We start from the raw sequence: 14,224 nt of genomic DNA, 5'->3' as shown, positions 1-14,224 counted from the left end.
ACTTTGGTCGCCGCCGCTGACCACCCAGGATTGGTAGCCAGTCATGTCACTTGAAATCGTTATCCTCGCTGCTGGCCAAGGTACGCGCATGCGTTCGGCCTTGCCGAAAGTCTTGCACCCGATTGCCGGCAACTCGATGCTTGGCCATGTTATCCACAGCGCCCGACAACTTAATCCACAGCGCATCCATGTGGTGATTGGCCACGGTGCCGATTCGGTGCGTGAACGTCTTGCCGCTGACGATCTGAATTTCGTCCTTCAGGACAAACAACTGGGCACCGGCCATGCCGTGGCTCAAGCCGTTCCCTTTATCAAATCCGATACGGTGCTGATTCTGTACGGGGACGTACCACTGATTGAAGTGGAAACCCTGCAGCGCCTGCTCAAGAAAGTTGCGCCGAAGCAATTGGGTCTGCTGACCGTCGAACTGGACGACCCGACCGGCTATGGCCGTATCGTTCGTGACGCCAACGGGCAAGTAACTGCCATCGTCGAGCAGAAAGACGCCAACGAAGCCGAACGTGCGATCACTGAAGGTAACACTGGCATTCTCGCGTTGCCTTTCGAAAGCCTGGGCGGTTGGATGAGCCGTCTCTCCAACAACAATGCCCAAGGCGAGTACTACCTGACTGACGTGATTGCCATGGCGGTGAGCGATGGTCTGGTGGTGGCCACCGAGCAACCTCACGATGCCATGGAAGTGCAGGGCGCCAATGACCGCAGGCAGCTTTCTGAACTTGAGCGTCACTATCAATTGCGCGCCGCTCGCCGCTTGATGGCCCAAGGCGTAACACTGCGGGACCCGGCACGTTTCGACGTACGCGGTGAAGTGACCGTGGGTCGTGACGTGCTAATCGATATCAACGTGATCCTCGAAGGCAAGGTTGTCATCGAAGACGATGTGGTGATCGGACCGAACTGCGTGATCAAGGACAGCACCCTGCGCAAAGGTGTGGTGATCAAGGCGAACAGCCATATCGAAGGTGCCATTCTTGGTGAAGGCAGCGATGCTGGTCCGTTCGCGCGTTTGCGTCCTGGCTCGGTGCTTGAAGCGAAGGCGCATGTGGGTAACTTCGTCGAGCTGAAAAACGCGCACCTGGGCGAAGGCGCCAAGGCCGGTCATCTGACCTACCTGGGCGATGCCGAAATTGGCGCGCGCACCAACATTGGTGCTGGCACGATCACCTGTAACTACGATGGCGCCAACAAGTGGAAAACCGTGTTGGGTGAGGATGTCTTCATCGGTTCCAACAACTCGCTGGTGGCACCTGTGGATATCTCTTCTGGTGCTACCACGGCGGCCGGTTCGACCATTACGCAGAATGTGGATAACGCGCAGTTGGCCATTGGTCGCGCGCGGCAGAAGAACATCGATGGCTGGAAGCGGCCGGAGAAGCCAAAGAAGAGCTGAGTTATCCACAGCTGGAGAAAATCAAAAGATCGCAGCCTGCGACAGCTCCTACAAGGTGAAACTTATCCCCATGTAGGAGCTGCCGCAGGCTGCGATCTTTTTGTTATCCACAACGGTTATTTATCACCTCGTGCTTGACGAAGTTTCACTGATAGGTTTTGATTGCTTACGTTATCTTTCGAAACGAAACTTACTAAGCCATGTCGAAACGCAACACCCCCCAGCGCCGCCACAACATCCTGGCCTTGCTCAACGAGCAGGGTGAAGTCAGTGTGGACGAACTGGCCAAGCGTTTCGAAACCTCTGAAGTTACGATTCGCAAGGACCTGGCCGCACTTGAAAGCAATGGTCTGCTGCTGCGCCGTTATGGTGGTGCGATCACCATGCCTCAGGAGTTGGTGGCCGATCTTGGCCAGCCGATTTCCAAATACAAGCAAGCCATCGCCCGTGCGGCAGTGACGCGGATTCGCGAACATGCGCGCATTATCATCGACAGCGGCAGCACTACCGCATCGATGATTCCGGAACTCGGTCAACAACCGGGCCTGGTGGTGATGACCAACTCTCTGCATGTCGCCAATGCTTTGAGCGAACTCGAACATGAGCCGGTGCTGTTGATGACTGGGGGCACCTGGGACCCGCACTCCGAGTCCTTTCAGGGGCAGGTGGCCGAGCAGGTACTACGCTCTTACGACTTTGATCAGTTGTTCATCGGTGCCGACGGTATCGATCTCGTGCGCGGTACCACCACGTTCAACGAACTCTTGGGTTTGAGCCGGGTCATGGCTGAGGTGGCCCGCGAAGTGGTGGTCATGGTCGAGGCCGACAAGATCGGCCGCAAGATTCCCAACCTGGAGCTGCCCTGGAGCAGTGTCCATACCCTTATTACCGATGATCGCCTGCCGCAAGAGGCCCGCGATCAGATTCAGGCCCGCGGCATCACATTAATTTGCGCGGCTGTCAGTCAGGAGAAATAGCATGTGTGGAATTGTTGGCGCAGTCGCAGAACGTAACATCACTGCCATCCTGCTCGAAGGCCTGAAGCGTCTGGAATACCGTGGGTATGACAGCGCCGGCGTGGCGGTTTTTACTAATGACGGAAAACTTGAGCGCTTGCGCCGACCGGGCAAAGTCGCCGAGTTGGAACAGGCTCTGGCTGAACAAGCGTTGACCGGTCGCCTGGGCATCGCCCACACCCGCTGGGCCACTCACGGTGCACCGTGCGAGCGCAATGCACACCCACATTTCTCCGGTGATCTGGCGGTGGTGCACAACGGCATCATCGAAAACCACGAAGCGTTGCGCGAACAACTCAAAGCCTTGGGTTACGTCTTCACGTCGGACACCGACACCGAAGTCATCGCTCACCTGCTCAACCACAAACTCAAGGACCTGCAAGACCTGACCGTGGCCCTCAAGGCAACCGTCAAAGAATTGCACGGTGCTTACGGCTTGGCGGTGATCAGCGGCCAGCAACCCGACCGTCTGGTGGCGGCTCGCAGCGGTAGCCCGCTGGTGATTGGCCTGGGGCTGGGTGAAAACTTCCTGGCTTCCGACCAGTTGGCCCTGCGCCAAGTCACCGACCGTTTCATGTACCTGGAGGAGGGCGATATCGCAGAAATTCGTCGCGACAGCGTGCAGATCTGGGACGTGACCGGTCAGGTGGTAGAGCGCCAGACAGTGCAATACAGCGACGGCGCCGAAGCCGCTGATAAAGGCGAGTTCCGCCACTACATGCTCAAGGAAATCCATGAGCAACCGTCCGTGGTGCAACGTACCCTGGAAGGTCGTCTGAGCCAGAACCAAGTGCTGGTGCAAGCGTTCGGTCCACAGGCTGCCGAACTGTTCGCCAAAGTGCGTAATGTACAGATCGTCGCTTGCGGCACCAGCTACCACGCTGGCATGGTCGCGCGTTACTGGCTCGAAGAACTGGCCGGCATCCCGTGCCAGGTCGAAGTCGCCAGCGAGTTCCGCTACCGCAAGGTGGTGGTGCAGCCTGACACGCTGTTCGTCACCATTTCCCAGTCAGGCGAAACCGCCGACACCTTGGCCGCCCTGCGTAATGCCAAGGAATTGGGATTCCTCGCCAGTCTGGCGATCTGCAACGTCGGCATCAGCTCTCTGGTGCGTGAATCCGATTTGACGCTGCTGACCCAGGCCGGTCGCGAAATCGGCGTGGCATCAACCAAGGCATTCACCACACAACTGGTTGGCCTACTGTTGCTGACCCTGTCCCTGGGCCAGGTTCGCGGTACCTTGGCCCATGGCGTAGAAGCCTCGCTGGTCGAAGAACTGCGTCGTCTGCCGACCCGCCTGGGTGAAGCGCTGGCGATGGACAGCACTGTGGAAAAGGTGGCCGAGCTGTTCGCCGAGAAGAATCACACGCTGTTCCTTGGCCGCGGCGCGCAATTCCCTGTTGCGATGGAAGGGGCGCTCAAGCTCAAGGAAATCTCCTACATTCACGCTGAAGCCTACCCGGCCGGCGAACTGAAACATGGTCCATTGGCGCTTGTGGATAACGACATGCCCGTGGTCACCGTCGCGCCGAACAACGAACTGCTGGAGAAACTGAAATCCAACCTTCAGGAAGTCCGCGCCCGTGGTGGTGAGCTGATCGTCTTCGCCGACGAGAAGGCCGGCATGACCAATGGTGAAGGTACGCACGTTGTGCAGATGCCGCATATCCACGACATCCTCTCGCCAATCCTCTACACCATCCCGCTGCAATTGCTGTCGTACTACGTGGCCGTGTTGAAAGGCACCGACGTCGACCAGCCACGAAACCTGGCAAAATCGGTGACTGTGGAATAAGTTATCCACAGCAGATCACACCTTGAAAATCGCAGCCAACAGGCTGCGATTTTTTTATCTGAATCGAGGGTACGCCATGGACCGCTTCCAGGAAATGCAGGTCTTCGCCGCCATTGCCCAGGAGCAGGGCTTTTCGGCGGCGGCGCGGCGTTTGGGCATGTCGGCGGCCAGTGTCACCCGGGCGGTCGCGGCGTTGGAGAAGCGCATTGGCACGCACTTGCTGACGCGCACCACGCGCAGTGTGCATTTGAGCGAGGCGGGTCAGCGGTTTCTTGAAGACTGTCGGAGAATTCTCAGCGAGGTACAAGAAGCTGAAGATTCGGCAGCAGGCAGTCACGCCCAACCCCGTGGGCAATTGACGATTACGGCACCGGTTTTATTTGGTGAGTTGTTCGTCACTCCGCTGATGGTGAGTTTTCTGACGCAATTCCCGGAAGTCACGATCAATGCCCTGCTGGTGGACCGTGTGGTTAGTGTGGTCGAGGAGGGCGTTGATGTGGCGGTGCGCATCGGTGAACTGCCCGACAGCAATCAACATGCGATCCGGGTCGGCGAAGTGCGGCGGGTGATTGTTGCGTCGCCGAAGTTTCTGGCGAGCCATGGTCGCCCAACGCACCCTCTGGATCTGGTTCAGGGGCCGATTATCGCGACGTCCGCTATCGGCCAGTTAAGAAGCTGGCCATTCCTCGAACATGGCGAGCCGCTCAGTGTCCGCGCTGATCCAAGACTTGTGGTGACGGCGAATCAGGCCGCCATCACCGCAGCGGCCCTCGGTTTGGGCTTCACTCGCGTACTGTCCTATCAGGTCGCGAGCAAAGTGGCGGCCGGGGAGCTGGAAATCATCCTGGCGGATTTCGAGATGCCGCCATTGCCCATCCATGTGGTTTACCAAGGTGGGCGCAAGGCGCCGACGCGGGTTCGCAGTTTTGTCGACTTCACGGTGAAGGCGCTCAGGGAGCATCCGGCCTTGCAGGAATAAAGTTCTATTTCACTGGATGAAATAATGGATTGCGTTTGCTGGTTATTCTGTTGTTTTGGTGAGTAGTAGAAGATGGCTGCCATCGGCGCTGATCTGTCCTGAACTGCGCCACTCACTGCGGAGTCGACCATGCAAGCCATCAAGCTCTACAACTTCCCACGTTCCGGCCACGCTCACCGTGTGGAATTGATGCTTTCGCTGCTGAACCTGCCGACCGAACTGATCTTCGTCGACTTGGCCAAGGGCGAGCATAAAAAACCTGAGTACCTGGCGCTGAATGCCTTTGGTCAGGTGCCGGTGCTGGACGATCAGGGCGTGGTGTTGGCGGACTCCAACGCGATTCTGGTTTACCTGGCGCAAAAGTATGGCAACGGTCGATGGTTACCCGCCGATCCCGTCGGGGCGGCAAAAGTGCAGCGCTGGTTGTCCGTCGCCGCCGGCCCCATCGCATTCGGTCCCGCCCGGGCCCGATTGATCACGGTGTTCGGTGCACCCTACAACGCTGAAGAAACGATCGCTTACGCCCATACCGTGCTCAAGGTCATCGATCACGAATTGGCTAAGTCAGCTTATCTGACCGGCGATGAACCGACGATTGCAGACGTGGCGGCTTACAGCTATATCGCCCACGCGCCGGAAGGCAATGTGTCGCTGGATGACTACGCTAACATCCGTGCCTGGCTAACCCGCGTCGAAGCCTTGCCCGGATTTGTCGGCATGCCGCGCACGGTCGCCGGCCTGCAAAAAACAGCCTGATGATTGTGGCCCGGTTTTCGGGCCCTTCACGCTGCGCCATGGGTGCAGGGGAGAAGCCGTAATGGATCGTTCACCGTGGCATGTCGGCGAGCAACAGTTGCAGGCACATGTAGGCGTTGTCGAGCGCATGGAGACGCTGGGTCGTAGGGTGATTCGCACCGAGATGCCGGATCAGCACCGTACCTTCTACGAGCAATTGCCGTTCATGCTGTACGGCGCGGTTGATGGGGACGGGCTTCCCTGGGCCAGCGTGCTGGAAGGCGAACCGGGCTTTGCCCATTCACCCGAGCCGGGTGTATTGCAGTTCAACAGCCTGCCGGCTGCCGACGATCCGGCGCAGTTGGGCGACGGGGCGGCGATTGGACTTCTGGGGATCGAGCTGCACACTCGACGGCGCAACCGAATCAACGGGCGGGTGGGTGGCTTATCGACCAGCGGCTTCGGGGTGGCGGTGCAACAGTCGTTCGGCAACTGCCCACAGTACATACAACTGCGCCAGTTTCGTACGGTGCCGTTGACGGACCCGGCCACGCGTGTCGCCCAGCACCTGAGCGAGCTGGATGATGCAGCCAAAGCCGTGATCGCCGAGGCAGACACCTTCTTTGTCGCCAGTTACGTGGACGTTGATGGCGAGCGTTCGGTGGATGTTTCCCATCGCGGAGGGCAGGCCGGATTCGTGCAAGTGGAAGGAAACTGCCTGACCATTCCTGACTTCGCCGGTAATCTGTTTTTCAACACGCTGGGCAATCTACTGGTCAATCCTCGGGCCGGTTTGCTGTTCATCGATTTTAATTCCGGTGATCTGCTACAACTGAGTGGCCGTACCGAAATCATTCTTGAAGGGCCAGAGGTTGAGGCTTTTCAGGGTGCCGAACGTCTATGGATGTTCCACGTGGAACACGTTGTTCGTCGTCCTGCTGCACTTGCCCTACGTTGGCGATTCGATGGTGTATCCCCCACCAGTTTGTTGACAGGCACCTGGCCACAAGCCAAGGCCCGCCTACAAGCACAGGCCCTGGGAGATAAATGGCGGCCATTGCGGGTGGCGCGGATCGAAGCGGAAAGCCACAACATCCGCTCGATTTATCTGGAGCCCGCCGATGGCGCCGGGTTTCCTCTGTTTCAAGCCGGGCAGCATCTACCGCTGCGATTCAACATCGACGGTGAAGTGCATATCCGCACCTACAGCCTATCGAGTGCACCGTCTGATGATTTTTTTCGCATCAGTGTGAAGCGTGACGGGCGAGTATCGTCGCACTTGCACGAGCAGGTTAACGTGGGTGATCTGTTGGAAGCACGCGCTCCTCAAGGGCATTTCACCGTAGCCCCTCATGAACGTCGTCCTCTGGTTTTGCTTGCGGCCGGCGTGGGTATTACACCTTTGCTGTCGATGTTGCGCGAAGTGGTTTATCAGGGATTGCGTACGCGCCGTATCCGGCCGACCTTGTTCCTGCAGAGTTCGCGCGGCTTGGCCGATCAGGTGTTTGGTGCTGAACTCAATCGCTTGCTCGACGATGCCGGTGACGCGGTCAAGGTCGTACGTCTGCTCAGTCAACCGGAGCCTGAAGCGCGGGAAGGTGAGGATTTCGAATTGACCGGGCGGATTGACGTCGCCGTACTCAAAGACCTGATTGAAGCCGACGATTACGATCAGGTGGATTTTGTCCTCTGCGGTCCGAGCAGTTTTACCCAAGGGTTATACGACGGTCTGCGGGAGCTGAATATTCGCGACGCGCGGATTCATGCCGAAACCTTCGGTCCTTCAACATTGCGTCGGCGTTTGGACCCCGATGCAATCATCATCGAGCAACCGCCCGCCGCGACGACCTCGGTGCCGGTGGTGTTCCAGCGTTCGGCCAAGGAGGCGCGTTGGCAACCCGAAGGCGGCAGTTTGCTGGAGCTGGCGGAAAGCCGTGGCTTGCATCCGGAATTCAGTTGCCGTGGCGGCTCCTGCGGAACCTGCAAGACGCGTCTGGTCAGTGGCCAAGTGCATTATCCGCAGCCTCCCGCGGAGGTGCCGGATGAAGGACAGGTGCTGATTTGCTGTGCGATTCCGGCTCAGGGCACGCAGCCTTTGGTTCTGGATCTCTGATAAATGCACCTGGCTGAATATTGCTCACCAGTCGATGGCTGAGTAGGGTAATGGTCAGAACGAAGAAGGGCCGAGAAAGGCCCTTTGTGCATTTCAGGGACAGGCGTTTTCATGGTTTCTTTTACTCGCTGGATGATCGTGTTGACGGCCCTGGCGCTGCTCAACGGTTGCGGACAGGACGCACCGCCGCTCGATCAGCAACTTTATGTCTGGCAACGGCAATGGACACCGGCCCATGAAGCGGCCCTGAGAGACAGCCACACAGACTTCTCCACATTGCGTGTGCTTGCCTTGCAGGCATTCCCCCAGGCGGGCTGGAGTCGGGCGCGGATAGATCCGACGCTGCTCAGGGGTGATGGTCGGCCAGTGATTGCAGTGATTCGTCTCGATGGTCAGCTCAAGTCGCTGGATCAGGACGAGGCCACAGCGCAGATCCAGCAGGTGATCGGTGATTGGCAAGCACAGGGTTTGAGCCTCTCTGGCGTGGAAATCGATCATGATGCGGGCAGCGCGCGACTACCGGCCTACCGTGAATTTCTGATGCATTTGCGCGCAGTGCTGCCGACCACTATGGCGCTGAGTATCACTGCATTGCCGGCCTGGCTCGACAGCCCCGAATTACCCGCGCTCTTATCCACAGTCGACAGCAGTGTGTTGCAGGTGCATGCGGTGAGCGATCCGCGTCGGGGGCTGTTTGATCCGGATCAGGCCCGGCAATGGGTAAAGGCCTGGAGTCGCATCACCACCCGACCTTTTTATCTGGCACTGCCGGCTTATGGCGTGGCGCTGGTGCCGAGCACCCGCGGCGCGCCAATCGTGGAAAGTGAAGTCAGCATCGAACACGTTGGAAAACGCCAGGAGTTGCTGGCTGATCCACAGCAATTGAGTCAGCTTGGCGCCCAATTGCGTGCTGATCCACCAGCGCATTTGGCGGGCCTGATCTGGTTTCGCCTGCCGCTGACCAATGACCGCCGAGCCTGGAGTTTGAACACCCTGCGCGCAGTCGCCCGTGGTGACACCCTCGACAGCCGGCTGGTGCTGAACCTCTCGGCGCAACAAGGGCTTTATGAGATCGGTATCCGTAATGAAGGTAACCTCGACAGTGCCTGGCCCGAGCGTCTGACGCTGGTGGCGCGAGGATGCGAGGGTGGCGATGCGCTGGCCGGGTATACATTGCAACAAAGTGCGGATCTGCTTACCTTCACACGCCAGCGCGAAGGCCGGATTGCGGCCGGAGGGCAGCGCGCGATCGGTTGGGCGCGATGTGCAAATATTGATCAAGGAGCGTCGAATGTTCACCCGTAACTGGCCACGCCATCTGCTGTGCCTGAGCCTGAGTCTACCGTTGGGTTCGGCGTTGGCGTGCGGTCCCGACTTTCCCATGCGCTTGCTGGACAACCGCGATCAATCGCTGGCGGAACTGCCAGAGGGCAACTTTCGTTTTGAGATCAACCGGCTTGGCCATGGCATCGCGGGCCTGAAAAATGTCACTGAAATCGCCTACGGCATGGACGCCACGGACTATGCAGAGCAGCGCAGCCAGGCCGAGCAAATTGGGTTGACCGCTGAGCAGCAAGCCTTGGTGACGCAGTTGCGTGGAATGACGGATGCCCATCAGGTCGATTTGAAAGGCACGGATTTGCCCGCCGAACTGCGGCTGTATCTGGCGGGCGCTGTCGCTTTTGCTGCCAATGACCAGGGGTTGGCGGCAGAGTATTTTCAGAAAGTACTCGCATTGCCTGCTGATCAGCGGGCGTTACGCAGCACCTGGGCAGCGTATTCGTTGGGGCGGGCGTTGTTCGCCATGAGTGCGCAGGCGGGTGCAGCTCCCGATCTGTCCGAGCGTTCAAGAAAGGCCTTCGAGCAAACCCGGCAATTGAGTATCGACGGTTTCAGCGATCCGCTGGAACTGGGTGTGGCCAGCCTCGGTGAAGAGGCCCGCGTGGCCCGCACCGCCGGTGACTGGGACAACGCCATCGAACTCTACGCCACGCAAAATCGCCATGGTTCGACAGTGGGTTATACCTCGTTGAAATTGCTGGCGGCCGATCTGGCGACTATGCCGGAGGCGCAATTGGCGGAACTGTTAAAGCATCAACCGGTGCAGCAGCTGGTAACCGCCTCGTTGATCAGCCGACTGGGCTGGTCGTTCGGTGATCAACCGCCGAATGAAAAAAAATTGGTCAAGCTCCTGCAAGAGAGCACCCACGGCAGTCTCGACAATGCCGATCGCCTGGCTGCGCTGAATTATCAACAGGGTGATTACGCCAGCGCCAAGGCATTCCTCGAACACGCCGGTGATGGCGGCTTGACCTGGTGGTTGCGGGCCAAACTGGCGGTGCGTGACGGTGATAAAAATGCTGCGGCCGCCGCGTATGCGAAAGCGGCCCAGGCTTTTCCGCAGAATGAATCCTGGGGTGAGCGACGAACCCCGGATTGGGCGTTCGAAACCTTGCAGCCCAAGTGCCGGGTCGATGGCGAAAGCGCGATTTTGGCCCTGCAACGCGGGGACTACCTGCAGGCGTTCGATCAGCTCTATCGCAGCAAAGACATCTACTGGTTCGATGCGGCGACCGTGGCGGAACGGGTTCTGACCCTTGATGAACTCAAGCATTACGTCGACACCCAAGTGCCGGCTCCACCACCGTTGACTCAACAGGAACGCGAGAACTACGTGCCGTTGCCGGTGGCAGCGAGTTTGCGCAATTTGCTCGGGCGGCGTCTGTTGCGCGAGGGACACTATGAAGCGGCGCCGGCTTACTTCGATAACGACGGTCTGCGCCATAAGGCCAGGTTGTATGGTCAGCAACGCCTGGCTGCCGATGCGGCGTGGTGGCCGACGCGCCGCGCCGCTGCACTGTTCAATGCCGCCTGGACGGCACGCGAGTGGGGCATGGATATCCTCGGCTACGAAATGGCCCCGGACTACGCCACGTTGGGCGGTAACTTCAGCCTCGAAACCACCGAGTTGAAAGTCGGGCCGCTGGTGGCCGAGGATGAAGTAAAGCGTCAGCAGGCCAGCGCCGCGCAACCCGATCAGCGTTATCACTACCGATTTGTCGCCACGGCATTGGCCAGTCGTGCCGCCGACAATTTGCCCCACACCAGCCAGGCGTTTGCCGCCGTGCTGTGTGAAGCGGCCGGTTGGAACAGCAGTCTGGAAGAGCAGAGTGCGCTCTATCAGCGTTACGTGAAGGACGGCCCGTTTGTGCCGTGGGCGGCGGATTTCGGCCATCAATGCCCGTATCCCGACTTCGAAAACGCCGACAAGCGCTATGTCACCCAGACCATCGAAGCGTCTCGCTTAGCGCTAAGACCGTATAAAACCGCACTGCAGGTCGGCGGTGCGCTGGCCGTTGCGGCAGCGGGGCTGATGCTGTTGATTCGCCGCCGCAAGGCCCGGTGACTCTCAAGCCTGTTGAACAAAGGTCAACCGCACGGCGAACCCGATTAACAGGCTGCCGAACAGCCATTGCTGCAAGCGTTGAGCCGAGGGACTGCGTTGCAACCACCGGCCCAACGCGGCACCGGCCAAGGCATAAGCGCTATCGAACAGTAAGCCGGCGGCCACCAGCACCACGCCCAGGGTGGCGAATTGTGCGAGCACCGGTCCTGCATGGGGGTCAATGAACTGCGGAAGTAGCACCGAGCAAAACAGCAGGGCCTTGGGGTTGAGCAGGTTGGTCAGCAACCCGCGCTGGATGGCTTGCCGATAATGTGGTTTTTCGTCGGTCGAAATCGAGCCGTTCAGGGTGGGCAGCAGGGTCGTGCGCAGGCACTGAATGCCAATCCATAGCAGGTACGCGGCGCCGGCCAGTCGTACCACATCGAAGGTCCATGGCGCAGCCTTGAACAAAGCCGCCAGACCCAGCGCCGCCAACGCCACATGACAACCTCGGGCGATGGCCAGACCCACGGCGGTGGCCAGCGCCGCACCTTTGCCTTGGCGGGCACCGGTCTGCAACAGCAGGATCATGTCAGGGCCCGGCAACAGGTACACCACCGCCAGCGCCATGAAAAACAGCCAGAGTCCCGCCATGTTGCACCCCATTTGTTGTCGATTCGGTAGGGTCAGTCTAGGCCGAAGGGGTGGGGCAGGTGCTTGCGTAGTTTGCTTCTAAAGCGGTCAGGTTTGGCATAACCTGCCATTCATTGACCTTTAAACTCTTCGGATCTGCCAAACAATGAAACTCGATGCCTACGACCGCAAGATTCTCGCCGCGCTGCAGCGGGATGGTCGCCTGAGTAATGTGCAACTGGCCGACGAGATCGGTCTATCCGCGTCACCCTGCTTGCGTCGGGTACGGATGCTGGAAGACGCTGGGGTCATTCGAGGCTATCAGGCCAATCTGGATCGCGATGAAGTCGGGCTCGGGTTGACCGTGTTTGTTGGCGTGAAAGTCGAGCGCCATAACGACGAACAGGCCGAAGCCTTTCGCTTGGCGGTGACGGCGTTGCCTGAAGTGGTTTCGGCCTTTTTGGTGTCAGGGGAGTCGGATTTTCTGCTGCAAGTGGTGGTACCGGACCTGCGTGCTTATGACCGCTTTCTCACCGGATGCTTGCTCAAGTTGCCGGGGGTGAGCGATATCCGCAGCAATTTTGCAATTCACACGGTGAAGGCGCCGGGGGCATTGCCGTTGGGGCATTTGCCTCTCTGAAATTTAAAAGATCGCAGCCTTCGGCAGCTCCTACACAAAGTAATCCGTGTAGGAGCTGCCGAAGGCTGCGATCTTTTGATCTTTCTACATCTGCGTTGCCATCCCCTCCACATTCATCGCTGCCTGGCGCAACGCTTCGGACCGGGTTGGATGTGGATGACAGGTCAGTGCGATGTCTTCGGCAGAAGCGCTGAACTCCATGGCCACGCAATACTCGCCAATCATTTCACTGACACTCGGCCCGACCAGGTGCACGCCGAGGATTTCGTCCGTGCGCTCATCGGCCAATACTTTGGCGAAACCTTCGGTTTCGTGATTGATCTTCGCCCGGCTGTTGGCGGTAAAGGGGAATTTGCCGACCTTGTACGCCCGACCTTCGGCTTTGAGTTGTTCCTCGGTCTTGCCCACGCTGGCCAGTTCTGGTCTGGTGTAAATCACGTTGGGGATCAGCGCGTAGTTAACCTCGCCAGCCTTGCCGACAATCTGCTCGACGCAAGCCATGGCTTCGTCTTCGGCCTTGTGCGCGAGCATCGGTCCGGATGTCACATCGCCGATAACCCAAACTCCGGCAGCCTCGGTGCGATGCCCCTTGTTGGCGAGCATCCCGCGTTTGTCCGTGGCGAGGCCGACATTCTCCAGGCCCAAACCCTGTGTATAAGGTCGGCGCCCGATGGCCACCAGCACGTAATCGGCTTCGAGCGTTTCGGCGGTGCCACCGGCGGCGGGCTCAATGCTGAGTTGGACGCCGGTGTCAGACGTCGTCGCGCGGGTCACCTTTGAGCTCAACTTAAAACTGATCCCTTGTTTGCTTAACGAGCGCTGCAAGGTCTTGCCGGCTTCGCCGTCCACACCGGGGCAAATGCGATCGAGGAATTCGACCACGGTCACCTGTGCGCCCAAACGCCGCCAAACCGAGCCCAGCTCCAGTCCGATCACGCCAGCGCCGATCACCACCAAATGCTTCGGCACTTGCTCCAGTGACAGTGCGCCGGTGGAATCCAGGATGCGCTTGTTATCAATGTTCACGCCCGGCAGGGGAGTGGGCTCGGAGCCGGTGGCGATAATAATGTCCTTGGCGCTCAGCTCAGTTTTGCCGCCAGCGTTGTCCGTCACCGTGACTTTACCCGGCCCGTCGATGTGGCCCCAGCCCTTGATCCAGTCGACCTTGTTTTTGCGAAAGAGAAACTCGATGCCCTTGGTCAGCCCGGTCACGCTTTCATCTTTCTGTTTCATCATTTGGGCGAGGTTGAGGGTGGGTTTGACCTCGATGCCCAGGTTGGCGAATTCCGCGCCCATGGCTGCGTCGTAAAGCTCGGAGGCGTGCAGCAGTGCCTTGGACGGCATGCAGCCGACATTCAGGCAGGTGCCACCGAGGGTGGCGCGTCCTTCCACGCAAGCCGCTTTCAAACCCAGTTGGCCAGCGCGAATCGCTGCGTTGTAGCCGCCGGGGCCACCGCCAAGTATCACGACGTCATAGGTGCTCATGGATCTACTCCTGGATGGAAAGAGGATCGGGA

The 14,224-nt window shown here is 59.1% G+C and carries 11 protein-coding genes; 9 read left to right on the top strand and 2 right to left on the bottom strand.

What is annotated here, in order from left to right; genetic code table 11:
* Positions 1-43: 43 nt before the first annotated feature.
* From glmU to ABTV22_RS29840, 8 genes are all read left to right on the top strand, one after another.
* Entirely contained in the window at positions 44-1,411 is a 1,368-nt protein-coding gene (glmU, locus tag ABTV22_RS29875) for a bifunctional UDP-N-acetylglucosamine diphosphorylase/glucosamine-1-phosphate N-acetyltransferase GlmU (protein ID WP_433737930.1), read from the top strand.
* 200 nt (positions 1,412-1,611) lie between these two features.
* Positions 1,612-2,388: a DeoR/GlpR family DNA-binding transcription regulator gene (locus tag ABTV22_RS29870; RefSeq protein ID WP_433737928.1), complete on the top strand. Its 777-nt coding sequence runs from the start codon at positions 1,612-1,614 to the stop codon at positions 2,386-2,388.
* Between the two features lies 1 nt (position 2,389).
* Positions 2,390-4,222 (top strand): glutamine--fructose-6-phosphate transaminase (isomerizing), encoded by a 1,833-nt coding sequence (gene glmS / locus ABTV22_RS29865; protein ID WP_433737927.1) that lies wholly within the window; start codon positions 2,390-2,392, stop codon positions 4,220-4,222.
* A gap of 76 nt (positions 4,223-4,298) precedes the next feature.
* Positions 4,299-5,201, top strand: coding sequence for a LysR family transcriptional regulator (locus ABTV22_RS29860; RefSeq protein WP_433737925.1), 903 nt, complete (start codon positions 4,299-4,301; stop codon positions 5,199-5,201).
* A 129-nt stretch (positions 5,202-5,330) separates the two neighbouring features.
* Positions 5,331-5,957 (top strand): glutathione S-transferase family protein, encoded by a 627-nt coding sequence (locus ABTV22_RS29855; RefSeq protein ID WP_433737924.1) that lies wholly within the window; start codon positions 5,331-5,333, stop codon positions 5,955-5,957.
* Positions 5,958-6,018: 61 nt separating this feature from the next.
* A complete protein-coding gene (locus ABTV22_RS29850; protein ID WP_433737923.1) occupies positions 6,019-8,049 on the top strand; it encodes a pyridoxamine 5'-phosphate oxidase family protein in 2,031 nt (676 codons plus the stop codon).
* Positions 8,050-8,160: 111 nt separating this feature from the next.
* Positions 8,161-9,354 (top strand): DUF3142 domain-containing protein, encoded by a 1,194-nt coding sequence (locus ABTV22_RS29845; RefSeq protein ID WP_433737922.1) that lies wholly within the window; start codon positions 8,161-8,163, stop codon positions 9,352-9,354.
* Positions 9,341-11,455: a hypothetical protein gene (locus ABTV22_RS29840; RefSeq protein ID WP_433737921.1), complete on the top strand. Its 2,115-nt coding sequence runs from the start codon at positions 9,341-9,343 to the stop codon at positions 11,453-11,455. The genes ABTV22_RS29845 and ABTV22_RS29840 overlap by 14 nt, the downstream gene beginning before the upstream one ends.
* Before the next feature lie 3 nt (positions 11,456-11,458).
* Here ABTV22_RS29840 and ABTV22_RS29835 read toward each other — a convergent pair whose 3' ends face one another.
* On the bottom strand, positions 11,459-12,088 hold the full coding sequence (locus tag ABTV22_RS29835; protein WP_433737920.1) for a LysE family translocator: 630 nt from the start codon (positions 12,086-12,088) through the stop codon (positions 11,459-11,461).
* Positions 12,089-12,233: 145 nt separating this feature from the next.
* Here ABTV22_RS29835 and ABTV22_RS29830 point away from each other — a divergent pair, with 145 nt between their 5' ends.
* Complete coding sequence (locus ABTV22_RS29830) at positions 12,234-12,707, top strand: Lrp/AsnC family transcriptional regulator (protein ID WP_433737919.1); 474 nt, start codon at positions 12,234-12,236, stop codon at positions 12,705-12,707.
* An 84-nt stretch (positions 12,708-12,791) separates the two neighbouring features.
* Here the strand turns inward: ABTV22_RS29830 and lpdA are convergent, their stop codons facing one another.
* A complete protein-coding gene (gene lpdA, locus ABTV22_RS29825; protein ID WP_433737918.1) occupies positions 12,792-14,192 on the bottom strand; it encodes a dihydrolipoyl dehydrogenase in 1,401 nt (466 codons plus the stop codon).
* Between the last annotated feature and the right edge of the window lie 32 nt (positions 14,193-14,224).

It is taken from the genome of Pseudomonas putida (genome assembly GCF_050990305.1).
GTDB classification, from domain to species: Bacteria; Pseudomonadota; Gammaproteobacteria; order Pseudomonadales; family Pseudomonadaceae; genus Aquipseudomonas; species Aquipseudomonas putida_AH.
Note: the sequence above shows the minus strand (reverse complement) of the source record. Positions and strands in the feature narration are given on the sequence as shown.